At 59.5% G+C, this 20133-nt stretch carries 22 protein-coding genes and 1 pseudogene; 16 read left to right on the top strand and 7 right to left on the bottom strand.

Annotation, left to right across the window (positions count from 1 at the left end):
* Positions 1-37 precede the first annotated feature (37 nt).
* The 8 genes and pseudogenes from BZ163_RS23515 to rpoS all read left to right on the top strand — a co-directional run bounded on the left by BZ163_RS23515 (position 38) and on the right by rpoS (position 7158).
* Positions 38-1151, top strand: a pseudogene (locus BZ163_RS23515) (S-(hydroxymethyl)glutathione dehydrogenase/class III alcohol dehydrogenase).
* An 8-nt stretch (positions 1152-1159) separates the two neighbouring features.
* Positions 1160-2005 (top strand): S-formylglutathione hydrolase, encoded by an 846-nt coding sequence (gene fghA, locus BZ163_RS23520; RefSeq protein ID WP_128872793.1) that lies wholly within the window; start codon positions 1160-1162, stop codon positions 2003-2005.
* Between the two features lie 43 nt (positions 2006-2048).
* Positions 2049-2522, top strand: a complete 474-nt coding sequence (ispF, locus tag BZ163_RS23525) for a 2-C-methyl-D-erythritol 2,4-cyclodiphosphate synthase (RefSeq protein WP_128872794.1) — start codon at positions 2049-2051, stop codon at positions 2520-2522.
* Positions 2519-3577 (top strand): tRNA pseudouridine(13) synthase TruD, encoded by a 1059-nt coding sequence (gene truD / locus BZ163_RS23530; protein WP_128872795.1) that lies wholly within the window; start codon positions 2519-2521, stop codon positions 3575-3577. The genes ispF and truD overlap by 4 nt, the downstream gene beginning before the upstream one ends.
* Positions 3565-4314, top strand: coding sequence for a 5'/3'-nucleotidase SurE (gene surE / locus BZ163_RS23535; RefSeq protein ID WP_128872796.1), 750 nt, complete (start codon positions 3565-3567; stop codon positions 4312-4314). Before truD ends, surE begins: the two co-directional genes overlap by 13 nt.
* 38 nt (positions 4315-4352) lie before the next feature.
* Positions 4353-4988: a protein-L-isoaspartate(D-aspartate) O-methyltransferase gene (locus BZ163_RS23540; protein WP_178110502.1), complete on the top strand. Its 636-nt coding sequence runs from the start codon at positions 4353-4355 to the stop codon at positions 4986-4988.
* 199 nt (positions 4989-5187) lie between these two features.
* Positions 5188-6045 (top strand): peptidoglycan DD-metalloendopeptidase family protein, encoded by an 858-nt coding sequence (locus BZ163_RS23545; RefSeq protein WP_128872798.1) that lies wholly within the window; start codon positions 5188-5190, stop codon positions 6043-6045.
* A 105-nt stretch (positions 6046-6150) separates the two neighbouring features.
* Positions 6151-7158, top strand: coding sequence for an RNA polymerase sigma factor RpoS (rpoS, locus tag BZ163_RS23550; RefSeq protein ID WP_128872799.1), 1008 nt, complete (start codon positions 6151-6153; stop codon positions 7156-7158).
* Positions 7159-7645: 487 nt separating this feature from the next.
* Here the strand turns inward: rpoS and fdxA are convergent, their stop codons facing one another.
* Both fdxA and mutS read right to left on the bottom strand, forming a co-directional pair.
* Positions 7646-7969, bottom strand: coding sequence for a ferredoxin FdxA (gene fdxA, locus BZ163_RS23555; RefSeq protein ID WP_128872800.1), 324 nt, complete (start codon positions 7967-7969; stop codon positions 7646-7648).
* 142 nt (positions 7970-8111) lie between these two features.
* The gene (gene mutS, locus BZ163_RS23560) at positions 8112-10691 is read right to left on the bottom strand and encodes a DNA mismatch repair protein MutS (RefSeq protein ID WP_128872801.1); all 2580 of its coding nucleotides are present in this window, start codon (positions 10689-10691) and stop codon (positions 8112-8114) included.
* Positions 10692-10964: 273 nt separating this feature from the next.
* On the opposite strand from mutS, the gene BZ163_RS23565 reads away from it, so the two are divergent.
* From BZ163_RS23565 to recX, 3 genes are all read left to right on the top strand, one after another.
* Positions 10965-11465 carry a CinA family protein gene (locus BZ163_RS23565; protein WP_128872802.1) on the top strand — a complete coding sequence of 167 codons (501 nt, stop codon included), beginning with the start codon at positions 10965-10967 and terminating at the stop codon, positions 11463-11465.
* An 83-nt stretch (positions 11466-11548) separates the two neighbouring features.
* A complete protein-coding gene (gene recA / locus BZ163_RS23570) occupies positions 11549-12601 on the top strand; it encodes a recombinase RecA (RefSeq protein ID WP_128872803.1) in 1053 nt (350 codons plus the stop codon).
* A gap of 8 nt (positions 12602-12609) precedes the next feature.
* Positions 12610-13077, top strand: a complete 468-nt coding sequence (gene recX, locus BZ163_RS23575; RefSeq protein ID WP_046046277.1) for a recombination regulator RecX — start codon at positions 12610-12612, stop codon at positions 13075-13077.
* 43 nt (positions 13078-13120) lie between these two features.
* On the opposite strand, the gene BZ163_RS23580 is transcribed toward recX, so the two are convergent.
* Complete coding sequence (locus tag BZ163_RS23580) at positions 13121-14239, bottom strand: TIGR00730 family Rossman fold protein (protein ID WP_128872804.1); 1119 nt, start codon at positions 14237-14239, stop codon at positions 13121-13123.
* A 274-nt stretch (positions 14240-14513) separates the two neighbouring features.
* Here BZ163_RS23580 and BZ163_RS23585 point away from each other — a divergent pair, with 274 nt between their 5' ends.
* A complete protein-coding gene (locus BZ163_RS23585) occupies positions 14514-14714 on the top strand; it encodes a hypothetical protein (protein ID WP_064676132.1) in 201 nt (66 codons plus the stop codon).
* Here BZ163_RS23585 and BZ163_RS23590 read toward each other — a convergent pair whose 3' ends face one another.
* Positions 14715-15140 carry a quorum-sensing-regulated virulence factor family protein gene (locus tag BZ163_RS23590; RefSeq protein ID WP_128872805.1) on the bottom strand — a complete coding sequence of 142 codons (426 nt, stop codon included), beginning with the start codon at positions 15138-15140 and terminating at the stop codon, positions 14715-14717. It abuts the gene before it with no gap.
* Between the two features lie 188 nt (positions 15141-15328).
* Here BZ163_RS23590 and BZ163_RS23595 point away from each other — a divergent pair, with 188 nt between their 5' ends.
* The gene (locus tag BZ163_RS23595; protein WP_128872806.1) at positions 15329-16087 is read left to right on the top strand and encodes a tRNA-uridine aminocarboxypropyltransferase; all 759 of its coding nucleotides are present in this window, start codon (positions 15329-15331) and stop codon (positions 16085-16087) included.
* A 78-nt stretch (positions 16088-16165) separates the two neighbouring features.
* On the opposite strand, the gene BZ163_RS34940 is transcribed toward BZ163_RS23595, so the two are convergent.
* Positions 16166-16312 carry a hypothetical protein gene (locus tag BZ163_RS34940; protein WP_161599949.1) on the bottom strand — a complete coding sequence of 49 codons (147 nt, stop codon included), beginning with the start codon at positions 16310-16312 and terminating at the stop codon, positions 16166-16168.
* Between BZ163_RS34940 and erdR the strand changes: the two genes are divergently transcribed.
* The gene (gene erdR, locus BZ163_RS23600) at positions 16305-16955 is read left to right on the top strand and encodes a response regulator transcription factor ErdR (RefSeq protein ID WP_128872807.1); all 651 of its coding nucleotides are present in this window, start codon (positions 16305-16307) and stop codon (positions 16953-16955) included. The genes BZ163_RS34940 and erdR overlap by 8 nt on opposite strands.
* Positions 16956-17029: 74 nt before the next feature.
* A complete protein-coding gene (locus BZ163_RS23605) occupies positions 17030-17392 on the top strand; it encodes a diacylglycerol kinase (protein WP_064676136.1) in 363 nt (120 codons plus the stop codon).
* Here the strand turns inward: BZ163_RS23605 and BZ163_RS23610 are convergent.
* On the bottom strand, positions 17389-18315 hold the full coding sequence (locus tag BZ163_RS23610; RefSeq protein WP_128872808.1) for a LysR family transcriptional regulator: 927 nt from the start codon (positions 18313-18315) through the stop codon (positions 17389-17391). The two genes, BZ163_RS23605 and BZ163_RS23610, sit on opposite strands and share 4 nt — an antisense overlap.
* Positions 18316-18463: 148 nt before the next feature.
* Here BZ163_RS23610 and fpr point away from each other — a divergent pair, with 148 nt between their 5' ends.
* On the top strand, positions 18464-19243 hold the full coding sequence (gene fpr / locus BZ163_RS23615) for a ferredoxin-NADP reductase (protein ID WP_008054100.1): 780 nt from the start codon (positions 18464-18466) through the stop codon (positions 19241-19243).
* Positions 19244-19395: 152 nt separating this feature from the next.
* Here fpr and tsaA read toward each other — a convergent pair whose 3' ends face one another.
* A complete protein-coding gene (gene tsaA, locus BZ163_RS23625; RefSeq protein WP_128872810.1) occupies positions 19396-20097 on the bottom strand; it encodes a tRNA (N6-threonylcarbamoyladenosine(37)-N6)-methyltransferase TrmO in 702 nt (233 codons plus the stop codon).
* Positions 20098-20133 lie beyond the last annotated feature (36 nt).

Consider the following 20133-nt stretch of genomic DNA (forward strand, 5'->3'; position numbering starts at 1 on the left):
CACTCACTGTCTTGTTTTTATTCACTGGAGAATGCACATGATCAAGTCGCGCGCAGCCGTAGCCTTCGAGGCGAAGAAACCCCTCGAGATCGTCGAAGTCGATGTCGCCATGCCCAAGGCCGGTGAAGTCTTGCTGCGCGTGGTGGCTTCCGGTGTCTGCCATACCGATGCCTACACGCTGTCCGGCGCTGACCCGGAAGGCATCTTCCCGTCGATCCTCGGTCACGAAGGTGGCGCGGTGGTTGAAGCGATCGGCGAGGGCGTGACCTCCGTGGCGGTCGGCGATCACGTGATCCCGCTGTACACCCCGGAATGCCGCCAGTGCAAATTCTGCCTGTCGGGCAAGACCAACCTCTGCCAGGCCATTCGCGCCACCCAAGGCAAAGGCCTGATGCCGGATGGCACCTCGCGCTTTTCCTACAAGGGCCAGCCAATTTTCCACTACATGGGTACCTCGACCTTCTCCGAGTACACCGTGCTGCCGGAAATCTCTGTCGCCAGGATTCCTAAAGAAGCGCCACTGGAAAAAGTCTGCCTGCTGGGCTGCGGTGTCACCACCGGCATCGGCGCAGTCCTCAATACGGCCAAAGTAAAACCTGGTGACACCGTCGCCATTTTCGGTCTCGGCGGCATCGGTCTGTCGGCGATCATCGGCGCGGTCAAAGCCAAGGCCGCGCGCATCATCGCGATCGACATCAACCCGGCCAAATTCGAGATCGCCAAACAGCTGGGTGCAACCGATTGCGTGAACCCGAAAGACTTCGACCGGCCGATCCAGGAAGTCATCGTCGACATGACCGATGGCGGCGTCGACTTTTCCTTCGAGTGCATCGGCAATGTGCAATTGATGCGCGCGGCACTCGAGTGCTGCCACAAGGGTTGGGGCGAGTCGGTGGATCATCGGCGTGGCCGGTGCCGGCCAGGAAATCTCCACTCGTCCATTCCAGCTGGTCACCGGCCGCGTCTGGCGCGGTTCGGCATTCGGCGGAGTGCGCGGCCGTACCGAATTGCCGAGCTACGTCGAAATGGCCGAGACCGGCGAAATTCCGCTGGATACGTTCATCACCCACACCATGGGCCTGGAAGATATCAACAAGGCGTTTGACCTGATGCACGAAGGCAAGAGCATCCGTTCCGTCATCCATTTCTGAGGTCGGACATGAACCTGGAAAATATCTCCTGCCAGAAAAGCTTCGGCGGCTGGCACAAACGCTATAAACACCGCTCCGAGGTGCTCGGCTGCGACATGGTGTTTGCCGTGTACCTGCCGCCGCAAGCGGAGCAGGGCGGCAAACTGCCGGTGCTGTACTGGTTGTCCGGCCTGACGTGCACCGACGAAAACTTCATGCACAAGGCCGGCGCCATGCGCATGGCCGCCGAGCTGGGGCTGATCATCGTGGCACCGGACACCAGTCCTCGCGGCCCTGATGTTCCGGGTGATCCGGAGGGCGCCTGGGACTTCGGTCTCGGCGCCGGGTTCTATCTGAATGCCACCCAGGAACCCTGGTCGCGGCACTATCGGATGCATGACTATGTCGTGCAGGAATTGCCCGCATTGGTCGAAGCCCATTTCCCTGCATCGGACAAGCGCGGCATCAGCGGGCACTCCATGGGCGGCCACGGCGCGCTGGTCTGCGCCTTGCGCAATCCGGGACGTTATCAGTCGGTGTCGGCGTTCTCGCCGATCAACAATCCGATGGATTGTCCTTGGGGGCAAAAGGCCTTCTCTCGTTACCTGGGCGAAGACCGCTCGAAATGGCGCGAATGGGATGCCTGTGCATTGATCGCCGAGGCTGATGAGAAATTGCCGCTGCTGGTCGACCAAGGTGATCGCGACGATTTCCTCGCCACCCAGCTCAAGCCGGAAGCCCTGCAACAGGCCACCAAACTGGCGGGTCATCCGCTGACGCTGCGACTGCAGCCGGGCTACGACCATAGTTATTTCTTCATCGCCAGCTTCATCGACGACCATCTGCAACATCACGCGCGCGCTCTAAGCTGCTAATGCAGGTAGAATCACGCCCTGACAAAAATCGGGGCGTTTTTTTATGCGTATTGGCCACGGCTATGATGTGCACCGTTTCGCTGAAGGCGATTTCATTACTCTGGGCGGCGTGCGGATTGCACACGGCTTCGGGCTGCTCGCTCATTCCGACGGTGACGTCCTGCTGCACGCCTTGAGCGATGCCTTGCTGGGCGCTGCCGCGTTGGGCGACATCGGCAAGCATTTCCCGGACACCGACCCGACATTCAAGGGCGCCGACAGCCGCGTGCTGTTGCGCCATGTCGTTGCACTGATCCACGCCAAGGGCTGGAAAGTCGGGAACGTCGATAACACCATCGTCGCCCAGGCGCCGAAAATGGCCCCGCATATCGAATCGATGCGCGCGCTGATTGCCGCGGATCTTCAAGTTGAGTTGGATCAAGTGAACGTAAAAGCCACCACCACCGAAAAGCTCGGCTTCGTCGGTCGCGAAGAAGGCATCGCCGTGCATTCCGTTGCCTTGTTGATGCGCGCATGAACGACCTGCAATTGCTCGGTCCGCGGGCCTACGGTGAAGCCCTCGGCAGCGCCGTACTGAAAGCGACGGCGGAAGATTTTCAGGTCGATGAAGTCCTCGATATCCCCCTCAGTGGCGACGGCGAGCACCTGTGGATCTGGGTCGAGAAGCGCGGGCTGAATACCGAGGAAGCGGCACGGCGGATCGCCAAGGCAGCGGGTGTGCCCTTGCGCACCGTCAGCTATGCGGGCCTCAAGGATCGTCAGGCGCTGACGCGTCAGTGGTTCAGCGTACAGCTGCCGGGCAAGGCCGATCCGGATTTGTCGCTGGCAGAAAACGACACGTTGAAAATCCTCAAGACCGGCCGGCACAAACGCAAGCTGCAACGCGGTGCCCACTCGGCCAACGGCTTCACCTTGCGCCTGACGCAGTTCACGGGCGACAAGGCGGCGATCGAAGAGCGTCTGCAGCTGATCGCCAAACAAGGTATTCCCAATTATTTCGGCGCCCAGCGCTTCGGGTTTGACGGCGGCAACGTGGTCGATGCCCGCGCCTGGGCCGCGCGCAAGGCGTTGCCGGAGCAGCGCAACGTGCGTTCGCGCCTGCTTTCGACGGCCCGTAGTTTTTTGTTTAACCAAGTGTTGGCGGCGCGTGTCGCCGATGGCACCTGGCAGCGCGCCCAGGTCGGCGATTTGCTGGCGTTCACCGACAGCCGCAGCTTCTTTCCCGCAGGCGTTGCCGAGTGCAGCGACCCGCGCCTGGCGATTCTCGACCTGCACCCGACCGGTCCGCAGTGGGGCGAAGGTGACTCGCCGGCCTCGGGCGCTGTCCATGAACTGGAGCAGGCAATCGCCGCACGCGAGGCGGATCTTCGCGATTGGTTGATTAACGCCGGAATGAGCCACGAACGTCGCATCCTGCGGCTGCCCATTGGTGGGTTGACGTGGCATTATCCCGAGCCTGACATTCTGCAACTGGAATTCATCCTGCCGGCCGGATGCTTCGCCACCGTATTGGTGCGCGAACTCGTCGATCTGGTGCCGGTGGGGCAGACGGACAGCCCATGCGTATTCTGATTTCTAACGACGATGGGGTAGCCGCACCCGGTCTCGCCGCGCTTTATGCTGCGCTGGCGGATTACACCGAATGCGTGGTTATCGCCCCGGACCAGGACAAGAGCGGCGCCAGCAGTTCGCTGACGCTCGACCGTCCGTTGCACCCGCAAACCCTGGCCAACGGCTTTATCAGCCTTAACGGCACGCCCACCGATTGCGTACACCTGGGGCTCAACGGTTTGCTGGAGCAAGCCCCGGACATGGTGGTTTCCGGGATCAACCTGGGCGCCAATCTGGGGGACGACGTGCTGTATTCCGGCACCGTAGCCGCAGCCCTGGAAGGACGCTTCCTGGAACGTCCTTCGTTCGCCTTTTCGTTGGTCTCACGGCAAGTGGAGAACCTTTCCACCGCCGCTTATTTTGCGCGCAAACTGGTAGAGGCTCACGCGGACCTCGAACTGCCACCGCGCACGGTGCTGAACGTGAACATTCCAAATTTGCCGCTGGACCACATCCGCGGAATCCAACTGACTCGCCTCGGCCATCGCGCACGCGCTGCAGCACCGTTGAAGGTGGTCGATCCGCGGGGCAAATCCGGTTACTGGATCGCCGCGGCGGGGGACGCCGAAGATGGCGGCCCGGGCACCGACTTCCATGCGGTCATGCAAGGCTATGTTTCAATCACTCCACTGCAACTGGATCGCACCTTCAATGATGCCTTCAGAAGTCTGGATGGCTGGCTGGAGGGGCTGCGCTGATGGCTCGTGAACAAGACCCTATGCATCGCGGCATCGGGATGACCTCGCAACGCACCCGTGAACGCCTGATTCAGCGTTTGTATGAAGAAGGCATCTCCAACGCCAAGGTGCTGGAGGTGATTCGCCGTACACCGCGTCACCTGTTCGTCGACGAGGCGCTGGCCCACCGTGCCTATGAAGACACGGCGTTGCCGATCGGGAACAACCAGACCATCTCCCAGCCTTACATGGTCGCGCGCATGAGCGAGCTGCTGCTGGAGGCAGGTCCTCTGGACAAGGTCATGGAGATAGGCACGGGGTCGGGTTATCAGACCGCGATCCTGTCGCAACTGGTTGAACGGGTGTTTTCGGTCGAGCGCATCAAGGTGCTGCAGGACCGGGCCAAGGAGCGTCTGGTCGAGCTCAACTTGCGCAACGTGGTGTTTCGCTGGGGCGATGGCTGGGAGGGCTGGCCGGCGCTGGCGCCGTACAACGGTATTATTGTTACCGCAGTGGCGACCGAAGTGCCTCAGGCGTTGCTCGATCAGTTGGCGCCGGGGGGGCGATTGGTGATCCCGGTCGGGTCCGGTGAGGTTCAACAATTGATGTTGATCATTCGCGAAGAACAGGGTTTTTCCAGACGCGTTCTCGGCTCTGTGCGCTTCGTTCCATTGCTCAACGGGCCTCTGGCCTGAGCATTTGTTTCGGCGCGCTGAATTCTCTTCGATTGCCCCTGTCTTACAGCGGCAACGATCCATTAACGGGATTTATCGTCAGGTAGCAAACGTGTGCCTGCGTCATTAAAGGTAAAGCCTGCACGGCCCGTTATACTTGCGACATTTCGTGCCGTAACACGGCAATCCACATTTTCAGCCACCACAAAGGGAGCGGCGGGTGAGTCTCACAGTCATTGCGCACCGAATGGGTATAACGAGCTTTCAGCGCCTGGTGACTGGCCTCGTCTTGAGCACCTTGCTGGTTGGTTGTTCCAGCAACAAGTCGAGCGACGTGCGCGTCATCGATCGCAACAATTCCGTCGCGCAGCGTCCGGCAGTGACGACGGGTCAATACGTCGTCCGCCCCAAGGACACTCTGTTCTCCATCGCCTTTCGCTACGGTTGGGACTACAAGGCGCTGGCTGCACGCAATAACATTCCTGCGCCTTATACGATCCATCCGGGGCAGACGATTCGCTTCGATGGTCGCACCGGTTCAACGCCGACCACCGTGGTCAGTTCGGCCAGTTCAACGCCTTCGTCGTCGAGTAGAACCACGGTCTTCCGACGTCCTGCCAACGGTGCGACTACCAGTACAGCGGTGGTTGTACCGTCCGTCGCGAACAAACCTGCAGCCGCTCCGATGCCCGCGGCGGGTCCCGCCCCGACCGGCTGGGGGTGGCCATCTAATGGCATTCTTATTGGTAAATTCTCTTCAAACGGGAGTTTGAATAAAGGAATTGATATCGCCGGGGATTTGGGACAGCCTGTTTTAGCTGCGTCTGATGGGACGGTGGTGTACGCCGGGAGTGGCTTAAGGGGCTACGGCGAATTAGTCATCATCAAACACAGCGATACCTACGTCAGTGCCTACGGACATAACCGCAGGCTGTTGGTTCAGGAGGGGCAGCAGGTCAAGGTCGGACAGACAATTGCCGAAATGGGGTCAACGGGTACAGACCGGGTGAAACTGCACTTTGAGATTCGCCGACAAGGTAAACCTGTAGATCCGCTGCAATTCCTGCCGCGGCGTTGATCGCTATCCAGCCTGTTCCGTCACGTAGAGGGGACAGGCTTCAGCGTTGCCAAGGATAAAGGCGCCGCTAGAGCTTGGGGTCGAACTCACCAAAGGACTATAACAATGGCTCTCAGTAAAGAAGTGCCGGAGTTTGACATCGACGATGAGGTTCTCCTTATGGAGACCGGCATCGACACGGATTCGATGTCGAATGATGAAGGGGCTGCTCTACCTTCCGTTCGTGCCAAATCCAAACACTCCGCCTCGTTAAAGCAACACAAGTACATTGATTACACGCGTGCGCTCGATGCCACGCAGTTGTATCTCAATGAGATTGGTTTTTCCCCTCTGTTATCTCCCGAAGAAGAAGTTCATTTTGCGCGATTGTCGCAAAGTGGAGATCCTGCCGGTCGCAAACGCATGATTGAAAGTAACCTGAGGCTGGTGGTGAAAATCGCCCGGCGTTACGTCAATCGTGGCCTGTCGCTGCTGGACTTGATCGAAGAGGGCAACCTCGGACTGATCCGGGCGGTAGAGAAGTTCGACCCTGAACGTGGCTTCCGCTTTTCGACCTACGCAACCTGGTGGATTCGTCAGACCATCGAGCGCGCAATCATGAATCAGACCCGGACCATCCGGTTGCCGATCCATGTGGTCAAGGAGCTTAACGTCTACCTGCGGGCTGCACGGGAACTGACGCAAAAGCTCGATCATGAACCCTCACCCGAAGAAATCGCCAACCTGCTGGAAAAACCAGTGGCAGAGGTCAAGCGCATGCTCGGCCTCAACGAGCGGGTATCTTCGGTCGACGTCTCGCTGGGCCCGGATTCGGACAAAACCCTGCTGGACACCCTTACCGATGACCGCCCAACCGATCCATGCGAACTGTTGCAGGATGACGACCTGTCCCAGAGCATCGATCAATGGCTCTCGGAACTGACCGACAAGCAACGCGAGGTGGTCATCCGCCGCTTCGGCCTGCGCGGGCACGAGAGCAGTACGCTTGAAGATGTAGGTCTGGAAATTGGCCTGACCCGGGAGCGGGTCAGACAGATTCAGGTTGAAGGCCTGAAACGTCTTCGAGAGATTCTCGAGAAGAATGGCCTGTCGAGCGAGTCGCTGTTCCAATAATAAGTAGTTGCCAGGCATGCAACAAAAGCCCCGACTGGTTCGGGGCTTTTTGTTATCTACCAGACGGGTTTTGCCTGGTCTGCGACATCACCTCAGCTTTGTAGTCTCGTGCTGTAAGTCTTTGCTTACCCTGTTGTAAGTGTTCGTTATTTTTACAGTGTGGCAGTCTTCCGTTCTCCGCCCACGGATTTCTTATCCGGTTGATTCATAGACTTATTTTATTAAGTTACGAGCATATGACAGCGCATTCTGGCGTTTGTGACCGCTTGCTCCCGGCCGGGAACGCTCTAGTATTCAGGTTGTGTCAACGGACAGACACGCCCTTCAAGGATGAGGGGAAAGGACATCGCAGGACGCGATTCATCAGGACGATGAAAAGGAATACAGGGACTAGGGAAAAAAATGTGGGCGGGTCAAACCGCCCCTTTTTTTGCCTGCAGAAAAGCAAAAAGGCCCGCAAGGGGCCTTTTCGAGAACGCGGGAGCAATCAGCGTTCGAGGTCTTTGATCTTGCCTTTGACGCCATCCCACTCTTCGGCGTCGGGCATCGATTCTTTCTTCTCGGTGATGTTGGGCCAGATTTCGGCCAGCTCAACGTTCAGCTGAATGAACTGCTGCATATCTTCCGGGACTTCATCTTCGGAGAAGATGGCCACGGCAGGGCATTCAGGTTCGCACAGTGCGCAGTCGATGCACTCATCCGGGTGAATCACCAGGAAGTTCGGGCCTTCGTAAAAGCAGTCCACCGGACAGACTTCTACGCAGTCGGTGTACTTGCACTTGATGCAGTTGTCGGTGACGACGAAGGTCATTTCTAGATTTCTCCTCAGGCGGCGGCAGCGGAGCCCCTTCACGTTGGGGTCGCCAGGTTCGGGAGCGATAGTCTGCTGGCCAGGCTATTAGCCAGCAGCATCCCAAACCGCGCGAGATTCTAACAGCTTGCAGGCAAGTGCGTTAGACCCGTGTCTTTAGTGCATAGAGCATTTCGAGTGCACGACGCGGGGTCATGTCATCCAGGTCGAGTTTGGCCAGTTCGTCCAGCACCGGATGCGGCAGGCTGGCGAACATGTCGCTCTGCTGCGGCACGGCCGGTTTGCCCTTGGCGGGCTTCGGCGTTTCATGAGGCAGGGCAGTGGCCTCCAGTCGGCCCAGATGCTCGCGAGCCCGCACGATCACTTCGCTCGGCACACCGGCCAATTGCGCAACCGCCAGGCCGTAGCTTTGGCTGGCAGGCCCCGGCAGCACGTGATGCAGGAACACGATTCGCTCGTTGTGCTCGGTGGCATTGAGGTGCACGTTGGCCACCAGCGGCTGGGCGTCCGGCAACACTGTCAGCTCGAAATAGTGGGTGGCGAACAGCGTGTAGGCACGCAGGTGCGCCAGGCGTTCGGCGGCGGCCCAGGCCAGGGACAGGCCGTCGAAGGTGCTGGTGCCGCGACCGACTTCGTCCATCAGCACCAGGCTGCGCTCGGTGGCATTGTGCAGGATGTTGGCGGTTTCGCTCATCTCGACCATGAAGGTCGAACGGCCGCCCGCCAGGTCATCGCTGGAACCGATCCGGGTAAAGATCCGGTCCACCAGCGACAATTCGCAGCTGGCTGCCGGCACGAAGCTGCCAATGTGCGCCAGCAGCACAATCAAGGCGGTCTGCCGCATGTAGGTCGATTTACCGCCCATGTTCGGGCCGGTGATCACCAGCATGCGCGTATTGTCGTCGAGGCTCAGGTCGTTGGCCACGAACGGCGTGGTCAACACTTGCTCGACCACCGGGTGACGACCCTGGCTGATGCGCATGCAGGGCTCGTCGACGAAACGCGGGCAGTTCAGGTCCAGGTTCAGTGCACGCTCGGCCAGGTTGCTCAGCACGTCCAGCTCGGCCAGGGCGGCGGCGGTGTCTTGCAGAGGCGGCAGTTGGGCGATCAGGTCTTCGAGCAGTGCTTCGTAGAGCATCTTCTCGCGGGCCAGGGCGCGGCTCTTGGCCGACAGCGCCTTGTCTTCGAACGCCTTCAGTTCCGGCGTGATGAAGCGCTCGGCACCTTTGAGCGTCTGACGGCGGATGTAATCCGCGGGCGCCGATTCGGCCTGTTTGCTCGGCAATTCGATGAAGTAACCGTGGACACGGTTGTAGCCGACCTTCAGGTGCGACAGGCCGGTGCGGGCCTTCTCGCGCGCTTCGAGATCGATCAGGAACTGCCCGGCGTTTTCGCTGAGCGATTGCAGGTCGTCGAGTTCGCTGTCGTAGCCGGTTTTCAACACGCCGCCGTCTCGAATGACCGCGGGCGGGTTGTCGACGATGGCTTTTGCCAGCAGGGCCGCCAGTTCCGGATAGGTGCTGGTGGTCCCGGCCAGTTGAATGATGTGTGGCGCTTCAAGTTCGCTCATCGCCATTTGCAGTGCTGGCAGTGCACCGAGTGCGTCGCGCAGGCGAGCCAGGTCGCGAGGACGGGCATTGCGCAGACCGATCCGCGCCAGGATCCGCTCGATGTCCCCGATTTCCTTGAGCTGCGGTTGCAGTTTCTCGAAGCGGTAGCCGTCGAGCAGGCAGGTGATCGACGTCTGGCGCGCCAGCAATACCGTCAGATCGCGCAGCGGGCGGTTCAGCCAGCGGGTCAGCAAGCGGCTGCCCATCGCGGTCTGGCAACGGTCGACTACCGATTGCAGGGTGTTATCGCGACCGCCGGCCAGGTTGGTGTCCAGTTCCAGGTTGCGCCGGCTCGCGCCGTCCAGCACGACGGTGTCGTCCAGGCGCTCATGACGCAGGCTGCGCAAGTGGGGCAGGGCGGTGCGCTGGGTTTCCTTGGCATAGCTGAGCAAGCAGCCGGCAGCGCCGATGGCCAGCGTCAGGTTTTCGCAGCCGAAACCTTTCAGGTCCTGGGTCGAGAATTGTTGGCAGAGGCTTTTCAGCGCCGAGTCACGCTCGAAATCCCACGGCGCACGGCGACGAACCCCGCGACGTTTCTCCGCAGGCAAATCTTTCGGCCAGTCATCCGGGATCATCAGCTCCACCGGATTGACCCGCTCCAGTTCGGCGAGCAGGTTTTCCCAACCCTTGATTTCCAGCACCGTGAAATTGCCGCTGGTGATATCCAGCACGGCCAGACCGAACAGGCGCTCGTCACCCAGCACCGCAGCGATCAGGTTGTCCCGACGCTCATCCAGCAGCGCCTCGTCACTCACGGTGCCCGGGGTGATGATCCGCACCACCTGGCGATCCACCGGTCCTTTACTGGTAGCCGGGTCGCCGACCTGCTCGCAAATCACCACCGACTCGCCGAGCTTAACCAGTTTCGCCAGATAACCTTCCGCGGCGTGGTAAGGAATCCCACACATCGGAATCGCCTGACCGGCCGACTGCCCACGGGCGGTCAGGGTAATGTCCAGCAATTTGGCGGCCTTCTTCGCGTCTTCATAGAAGATCTCGTAGAAGTCGCCCATGCGGTAGAACATCAGCTGGTCGGGGTGCTGGTTTTTCAGGCGCCAGTACTGCTGCATCATTGGCGTGTGGGAGGACAGATCGGAGAGCGCTTTATTCATCGGATAATCAGGCAAATTCGTTGAAAGGTGTAGGGCAAAGGAGGGGCGTCGGCCCGGCTTTTCCGCGATGGGCGCAAGGTTAACATGGGCGGTCCACCCGACGCAGGCATGAAAGCCCGACAAAAATAGCGCCCAGATCATTAAGCCCCGCCAATGGATGGCCGAGAGCGAGCCGGCGTCATCTTTGGCCGTTAACATCTTGATCGATGCCGTGCCTTGCAAGCGCGATCCGCTCGTGTACGGTAGTCCCATTCAGCCTTTCAGGAGAGGACCGTGAAAGAAATCACCCAACTGGCCGCTGAACTTGGCAGGCGCCTGCAGGTTCTCAATACCCACGTCACGGCCGCCGAGTCCTGTACCGGTGGCGGGATTTGCGAGGCCATTACCCGCATTCCCGGCAGCTCGGCGTGGTTCGAGGCGGGTTATGTCACTTACTCCAACCGCCAGAAAATCGAGCAATTGAATGTCCCTGCGCAGTTGTTTGCGACGGTTGGGGCGGTCAGTCGCGAGGTGGTCGAGGCGATGGTGCGGGGCGCGCAGGAAAAAAGCCGCGCGTATTTTGCCGTGGCGGTCAGTGGCGTCGCCGGGCCCGATGGCGGGTCGCCCAGCAAGCCGGTGGGCACGGTGTGGCTGGCCTGGGGCGTCGGCGAGCGGGTATTCAGCGAGGTGCAGCACTTCCCCGGCAACCGCGACGAAGTTCGCCGACAAACGGTGAAGGCCGCGCTAGAGGGGCTACTGCGCCATGCAGCTGGAGAAATCTCAAATCAGGGGTAGGCGATCCTCAAGCGCTGTGGAATAATACTGGCTACTTATACAGGTGTTGGCCGTCAGGCCTTATTGATTACGTGAGGACTTTAATGGACGACAACAAGAAGAAAGCCTTGGCTGCGGCCCTGGGTCAGATCGAACGTCAATTCGGCAAGGGTGCCGTAATGCGTATGGGCGATCAGGACCGTCAGGCGATCCCGGCTATCTCCACTGGCTCTCTGGGGCTGGACATCGCGCTCGGCATTGGCGGTCTGCCAAAAGGCCGTATCGTTGAAATCTACGGCCCTGAATCCTCGGGTAAAACCACGCTGACACTGTCGGTGATCGCCCAGGCTCAAAAAGCCGGCGCGACCTGCGCATTCGTCGACGCCGAACACGCCCTCGACCCTGAATATGCCGGCAAGCTGGGCGTCAACGTCGACGACCTGCTGGTTTCCCAGCCGGACACCGGCGAGCAGGCCCTGGAAATCACCGACATGCTGGTGCGTTCCAACGCGGTTGACGTGATCATCGTCGACTCCGTGGCGGCATTGGTGCCAAAGGCTGAAATCGAAGGCGAAATGGGTGACATGCACGTGGGCCTGCAAGCCCGTCTGATGTCCCAGGCTCTGCGTAAAATCACCGGTAACATCAAGAACGCCAACTGCCTGGTTATCTTCATCAACCAGATCCGCATGAAAATCGGTGTGATGTTCGGCAGCCCGGAAACCACTACCGGTGGTAACGCGCTGAAGTTCTACGCCTCGGTTCGTCTGGACATCCGTCGCACTGGCGCGGTGAAAGAAGGTGATGAAGTCGTTGGTAGCGAGACCCGCGTCAAGGTCGTGAAGAACAAGGTGGCTTCGCCGTTCCGTCAGGCCGAGTTCCAGATTCTCTATGGCAAGGGCATCTACCTCAACGGTGAGATGATCGACCTGGGTGTGCTGCACGGTTTCGTCGAGAAGTCCGGTGCCTGGTATGCGTACAACGGCACCAAGATCGGTCAGGGTAAAGCCAACTCGGCCAAGTACCTGGCAGAAAACCCGGACATCGCCGCGACCCTCGAGAAGCAATTGCGCGACAAATTGCTGTCTCCAGCACCGGACGTCAAAGCTTCGCCGGCCAAAGAGAAAGCGGATGACCTGGTAGAAGTGGACGTCTGATTGATCCGATGACTGCTGTACTCGATACACTCGTCGCAGTGCGGCGAACCGCAATGGACCTGCTCGCGCGACGCGAGCATGGTCGAGTCGAGCTGACGCGTAAACTGCGTCAGCGCGGCGCTCTTCCTGAAATGATCGACACCGCACTCGACCGCTTGACGGAAGAGGGCCTGTTGTCCGAATCCCGTTACCTGGAAAGTTTCGTTTCCTACCGTTCCCGTTCCGGTTATGGCCCTTTGCGTATTCGCGAAGAGTTGAGCCAGCGCGGACTGCAACGTACTGACATCGAACTTGCGTTACGCGAGAGCGGTATCAACTGGCAGGAACAACTGGAAGATACCTGGCGGCGCAAATTCTCCGGACATTTACCCATAGACGCCAGGGAGCGCGCCAAACAAGGCCGGTTCCTGAGTTATCGGGGATATTCCATGGAGATGATCAGCCGCTTGTTCAGCGGCCGAGGGATGGACGATTGAATAAAACGGCTCGCTATTTCGATAGCGGGCCGTTTTTTTTGGCTCACGTAACTTTTGATGGTTCCCGCGTGCGCTGTTGCGCCTGGGGTTTTGACTGCGCCCAGTTTTCCGGCAGGTTGATGTAGTCCACCAGTTCCCGCAGGCGTCCATGATCACGGGCATTGAACGTGAAGGCCAGTCGCGCCAGGTGGCTGAACTGCGGTTCGTCGTGCTCCTCGCCGCTGTAGGCATGCTGGTGGAAGTGATCGCTCAGGCACAGGTCGGCGAATGCGCCTTGCATGTGTTCGAGCGCGTCGTCGCTGAGCTTGTGGTTCATGCGGATCACGAACTGATGTTTGAGCCAGCGGCTTGAGTGGAAGTTGCGGTAGAACTGATTGATCTGCTCCACCGCCTCTTCGGCGCTATAGACCAGGCTCAACAGCTTCATGTCGGTGGGCAGGATGTAGCGATTCTCCTCCAGTTGCTGGTGAATGAAGTCCAGTGCGCCTTGCCAGAACTTGCCGCCCGGCGCATCCAGCAGCACCACCGGTACCAGCGGGCTCTTGCCGGTCTGGATCAGGGTCAGTACTTCCAGCGCTTCATCCAGCGTACCGAAACCGCCGGGGCACAGGACCAGCGCATCGGCTTCCTTGACGAAGAACAGTTTGCGGGTGAAGAAGAAGTGGAAGGGCAGCAGATTGGTCGTGCCATTGACGGTGGGGTTGGCATGCTGCTCGAAGGGCAGGGTGATGTTGAACCCCAGGCTATGTTCCAGGCCGGCACCTTCGTGGGCCGCCGCCATGATGCCGCCACCGGCGCCGGTGATGACCATCAGGTCCGAGCGCGCCAGCGCCGCGCCGAGCTCTCGGGCCAAGCCATACAGCGGATGTTCTATCGGCGTTCGGGCCGAGCCGAAAACCGTGACTTTGCGTCGTCCCTTGAACTGTTCCAGCACCCGGAAGGCATGTTCCAGTTCGCGCAAGGCTTGCAGGGTAATCTTGGCATTCCAGCGGTTGTGATCTTCCTGGGCCATGCGTAGCACGGTCAGGATCATGTCGCGGTAAATGGGGATGTTCGGGCTGTTGGGTGAAACCAGGTTGAGTTGTTCTTCGACCTTGCTGGTGAGGTCGTGGCCGCTTTCTTCAAAATGACGGCTCAGGAGGTCATTCGGTTGGTAAGGCATTCAGCTTCTCCTTCTGCACACTATGACTCTAGACCCTCGCGAGGATTTGCGCTGACTTGATCATTGCGCCGCAAAGTCTTTCCTGGCAACCGCTTATTGACGGTTTGCAAGGTGATTTCACCGCTCGTCTGAACGCAAAGCTGACTGTGCATCACTCTGATTTACTAAGAGACAGGTGTGACATGACAACTTTGCGTCAATGGCTGGACGCACGACACAAGCGGTTGAAGGATTTTATCGCTCACGCAGGGCGAGGCGCAGGGAGCCGGAAGCAATGACGAGAGTCATTCTGGAAATCGAAATCGATACGCAACTGTATCGATTGCTGAAGTCATCGGCCGAGAATCACCATTTGAGTCTCGAGGAGGAGTGTTGCCGGCGTCTTGAGGCTGCCGAGCGACGCTCTTGCTACTTGCAGGCGCTGTTGGCAGAACTGCGCGCCGAGGATGAGCAGCGGCGCGCCAATTCCCAATGATTACTTTTTCTTCGCGGGTGCAGCTTTCGGGCAATCCGATTCCTGGAAGCGCTCGCTCGCGACCGGACGGTTGGTCTTCACCTCGGTGAACTCGTAACGCATGATTGCGCCCTTGGCCATCAGCTTGCGAAAGCCCGGGTTGTTGCAGACGGTGGAGCCGAGCTGGAAATACACCGCTTTCGGGTCGGCGCGCATTTTGTCGGCGTGGCTGCTCTGGACGCTGAGGTGGTTGATCAACTCTTTACCTTCAACGGTATAGCCCTGATCGAGAATGTCTTCGTTGATCGCTCGTGGAGTGCCGACGCTGCTTTGAGCGGCAACGTTTTGCAGCATTTTGCTCAGTTCCATGTCTTTCAAGGAAGCAGCCTGAGCGTTGAAGGACGACGCCAGCAAAATGGCGGCGGTAGGAACGATAAGGCGCAGCATGAAACTCTCCTGGTTCAGTGACTGGTGGTTCGACCAGCCACATGACTGTGCGTTCAGTGGCGGCGAATTATAGGGGAGGTGGCCTGGACGGTACAGGCTTGCGCCGGCCGGTCTGATAAACTGCGGGCACTTCCTGTCTTGCCGAGTATTTTCGTGTCGATTTCCTACCCCTTCCGGTGTTGCCTGCGATGAGCCATGCACTCAAGCCTTTTGCGTTGAATGCTGTCGCGCGCCTGCGCGACCAGCGCGAAGATGAAGGCATCAGGCCGATCCAGGCTCGTGGCTGGCGAGCCCCGCGTTGCCGTGCCTGCCGTGTGATCGAGAGCCACTGCCTGTGTGCCTGGCGTCCGCAGGTCGAGACTCGCTCCGGGGTGTGCCTGATCATGACCGGCAAGGAAGTGTTCAAGCCCAGTAATACCGGGTGGCTGATCGCCGATGTGGTGCGGGACAACCATGCGTTCATTTGGTCACGGACCGAAGTCGACCAGCAACTGTTGCAGCTGCTGTCCGATCCGCAATGGCAACCCTATCTGGTGTTCCCGGGCGAGTACGTCGAGCCTGAGCGAGTGACCCATGGTGTCAAGGCTGATAGCAGCCGGCGGCCGTTGTTCATCCTGCTGGATGCAACCTGGACCGAAGCCCGGAAGATTTTCCGCAAAAGCCCCTATTTCGATGCGCTTCCGATCCTGAGCCTGCTACCCGAAAAACTCTCCCGGTACCGGCTGCGACGCTCGACCCGCAGCGAGCACCTGTGCACGGCGGAAGTGGCGGCGCTGTGTCTCGATCTGGCGGGCGATGTCGAGGCTGCGTCGGCACTGGACGCTTATTTCGATGTGTTCAGTCAGCATTACCTCGATGCGAAACATCAGCTGGAGATGAACGTTGCGACACCGGCACACGTCGAGCTGATGCCCTTCGTGCAGAACGCGGCTGCGGTGACGTGCTGAGCGTCGTCCATACTGCAAGCGACTGGACGGGCTACGTCGCTTGACCACCCCGGCTTCGCTGGGCATGCTTGGCGCCGATCAGGGCGCGGCCAGGTTTGATACGCCGTTTTTCTTTGCGCGAATAGCTGCGTGAACAGCTATGTAATTGGCGTTGAACGTGCCCTGTCGATGCAGCTCCGTGGCTGCACCTCGTTTGAAAAACAGGATCATTTTAAAAATGGCCACATACGAAATCCTGATTGCCGATGACCATCCTCTTTTCCGTAGCGCCCTGCATCAAGCGTTGACCCTCGGCCTCGGTCCGGAGGTCCGGCTGGTGGAAGTGGCGAGCATTGCCGAACTTGAAACCCGTCTGGACGAAAAGGCCGATTGGGATCTGGTGCTGCTGGACCTGAATATGCCGGGGGCCTACGGATTTTCCGGGCTGGTGCTATTGCGGGGTCAGTATCCGCAGATTCCGGTGGTCATGGTCTCCGCCCAGGAAGAAGCATCGATCATGGTGAAGTCCCGTGAATTCGGGGCCAGCGGTTTCATTCCCAAGTCGAGCGACCTGAGCGTCATTCAAAAAGCGGTGCGAGCGGTACTCGATGGCGACGTCTTCTGGCCACCCCAGGCGTTCGAAGACGTGAGCGTTTCCGCTGAAGCCAAGGCTGCCAGCGCCGGACTTGCCAGTCTGACACCGCAGCAGTTTCGGGTGTTGACCATGGTCTGCGAAGGTTTGCTGAACAAGCAGATCGCCTACGAGCTGAGCGTCTCGGAAGCGACGATCAAGGCCCACGTCACGGCGATTTTCCGTAAGCTGAATGTGCGGACCCGGACCCAGGCGGCATTGCTTCTGCAACAACTCGAGTCAATTTCGAGCCACTAAAGCCTGACCGTTCACGCTTTTTTGACCGGGCTTGGTCTAGCTTTCCCACTTCTTTTCAGTCAGTTGCCTACTCTATGTCACCTTTCAAAGGCCAGACCGGCCTCAAACGTATCCTCAACGCCTCCGGTTACTCGTTCGATGGCCTGCGCGCAGCCTTCACCGGTGAAGCGGCCTTTCGGCAACTGGTTCTGCTCAATGTCATCCTGATCCCGATTTCGTTCTTCCTGAACGTCAGCCGTGTCGAGCAGGCGCTGCTCATTGCCGTCTGTCTGTTGGCTTTGATTGTCGAATTGCTCAATTCGGCAGTGGAGGCGGCCATTGACCGCATTTCCCTTGAGCTGCATCCGCTGTCGAAGAATGCCAAAGACATGGGCAGCGCCGCGCAGTTGGTGGCGTTGACCATGATCGCCTTGGTGTGGGCGGTGATCCTGCTTTAAGCGATGGTGGGCAGCACGATCTCGTCGCTGCGCTGAACCCCTGCGGTGAATGCGCGGCACAGGTCGAGGAATTCGCGCATCGCCGAGGTCTGGTATTTCTGTTTGTGCCAGATGAAATAGAACTGCCGCGCCAGGTCCAGGTCCGGGGTTTCCACCGGTACCAGGCTGCCGCGGCGGAAGGCATCGCGCAGTGCCAGCCGCGAAATGCAGCCAATCCCCAACCCTGATTCCACTGCGCGCTTGATCGCTTCGGTGTGTTCCAGTTCCAGGCGAATATTCAGTCCGCTACGGTGGTGACGCATGGCCTGGTCAAACGTCAGCCGTGTGCCCGAGCCTTGCTCCCGCAGGATCCAGGCCTCGTGGCTCAGCTCATCCATGGTCGCCGTGCCCCGCTTGGCCAGTGGATGCTGGGGCGCGCAGAACACCACCAGCTCATCCTCGACCCAGCTCTGCACTTCGATGTCCGGATGACTGCAGTCGCCTTCGATCAGACCCAGATCAATTTCATAGTGGGCAACCTGCTGCACAATGTTGGCGGTGTTCTGCACATGCAGCTTCACCTGGCTTTCCGGATGACGCTGCATGAAGCTGCCGATCAGCAGGGTGGCCAGGTAATTGCCGATGGTGAGGGTCGCGCCGACCGCCAGGGAGCCAAAACCGGACTTGCCGTTGAGCAGGTCTTCGATTTCCTTGGCCTGATCGAGCAGTGCCACCGCTTGCGGCAACAGCTGTTTGCCGAGGGCGTTGAGGGCCAGCCGTTTGCCTGCGCGGTCGAACAGCTGGCAGCTGCATTGGCGCTCGAGCTCGGTGATCGAGGTGCTCGCCGCCGATTGCGAGAGGTTGAGCAGACCCGCCGCGCGGGATACGCTTTCCTGCTGGGCGACGGCGACGAATACTTGAAGTTGACGGAGAGTAAATCGCATATCGATATAACCGATAACCCTTATCTTAATAATCCAGTTAACAGATATTGTGGCTGCCATTAGAATGCGATGCAATTGCGCACAGCAGCTCTTTTTTTCAGAGCAGGCGCAGAGCGCGCGCAGACAAATCTCCAGGAGTCCCACGTACATGAGCAACATGAACCACGAGCGTGTCCTCAGTGTTCACCACTGGAACGACACTCTGTTCAGCTTCAAGTGCACCCGCGATCCGGGCCTGCGCTTCGAGAACGGTCAGTTCGTGATGATCGGCCTGCAACAGCCCAACGGCCGCCCGCTTATGCGTGCTTACTCGATTGCCAGCCCGAACTGGGAAGAGCATCTGGAGTTCTTCAGCATCAAGGTGCCTGATGGCCCGCTGACTTCCCAGTTGCAGCACCTGAAGGAAGGCGACGAGATCATCATCAGCAAGAAGCCTACCGGCACGCTGGTGCTGGACGACTTGAAGCCTGGCAAACATTTGTACCTGCTCAGCACCGGTACCGGCCTGGCGCCGTTCATGAGCGTCATCCAGGACCCGGAAACCTACGAGCGTTTCGAAAAAGTGATCCTGTGCCACGGCGTGCGTTACGTCAACGAAGTCGCCTATCGCGAATTCATCACCGAGCACCTGCCGCAGAACGAGTTCTTCGGCGACGCCCTGCGTGACAAGTTGATCTACTACCCGACCGTGACCCGTGAGCCGTTCGAGAACGAAGGTCGCCTGACCGACCTGATGCGCAGCGGCAAGCTGTTCAGCGATATCGGCCTGCCACCGATCAACCCGCAGGACGATCGCGCCATGTTGTGCGGCAGCCCGAGCATGCTCGACGAGACCAGCGAAGTGTTGAACAGCTTCGGCCTGAAAGTCTCGCCGCGGATGCGCGAGCCGGGTGACTACCTGATCGAGCGTGCCTTCGTCGAAAAGTGACCGCAGGTCACTTGAGTAGGAGCTGGCTTGCCAGCGAAGGTCGTTAACGATAACGCGTGTTTACCGGGTAAACGCGGCGCATTCAAGACCTTCGCTGGCAAGCCAGCTCCTACAGAAAGCCCGCATGACCTGAGAAGGTCATGCGGGCTTTTTTATGGCCGACGCACGGGAATGACTTCAAGGACGCGGATCAGGCCCGCCTCGGGGTAATGCCACCGCACGTCCACATCCCACAACTGCGCCCCATATTCCCGCTCTGGCGCAGGCGTCTGGTAAGCCGGGCGCGGATCCTGCGCCAGGCATTGCTCGATCAGCTCCACCAAGGGCTCGCCAAGGCGCTGAGCGTGCCCGTGCGCCTGTTGCAATGCTGAAGCCGTCCACTGCACGGGAATCATCTGCGGCGCAGCGCTGGCGATGCTGTTGGACGCCGTATCGATGATATCGGCGTACGGCACGTAAGGTTTGATGTCGAGGATCGGCGTGCCGTCGAGCAAGTCGATGCCGGATATCCACAGGCGACCGGCTTCGACCTTGTCCAGCTTCACCACGGATTGCCCGATGCCATTGGGCCGATGGGTCGCACGGGTGGCAAATACCCCCATGGACTTGTTGCCGCCGAGGCGAGGCGGGCGGACTTTCAGGCGGGGCTTTTCTTCCAGGGCCTGATGAAACAGGAACAATAGCCAGACGTGGCTGACCTGCTCCAGGCCCTGCACCGCGTCACCCTGATCGAACGGTGCCACCAGTTCCAGCACGCCGCGAGCGGCGGGGGCCAGTTGCGGCTGGCGCGGAATGGCGAACTTCTCCTTGAAACAGGAGCGCACGAAGCCGATGGGGGAAACGCTGTAGGTCATGGGTTGGGGTCGAAGGGGAATGAGGGTGGGCATGAT

The sequence above is a fragment of the Pseudomonas sp. VI4.1 genome, from assembly GCF_002029345.1.
Lineage (GTDB): Bacteria > Pseudomonadota > Gammaproteobacteria > Pseudomonadales > Pseudomonadaceae > Aquipseudomonas.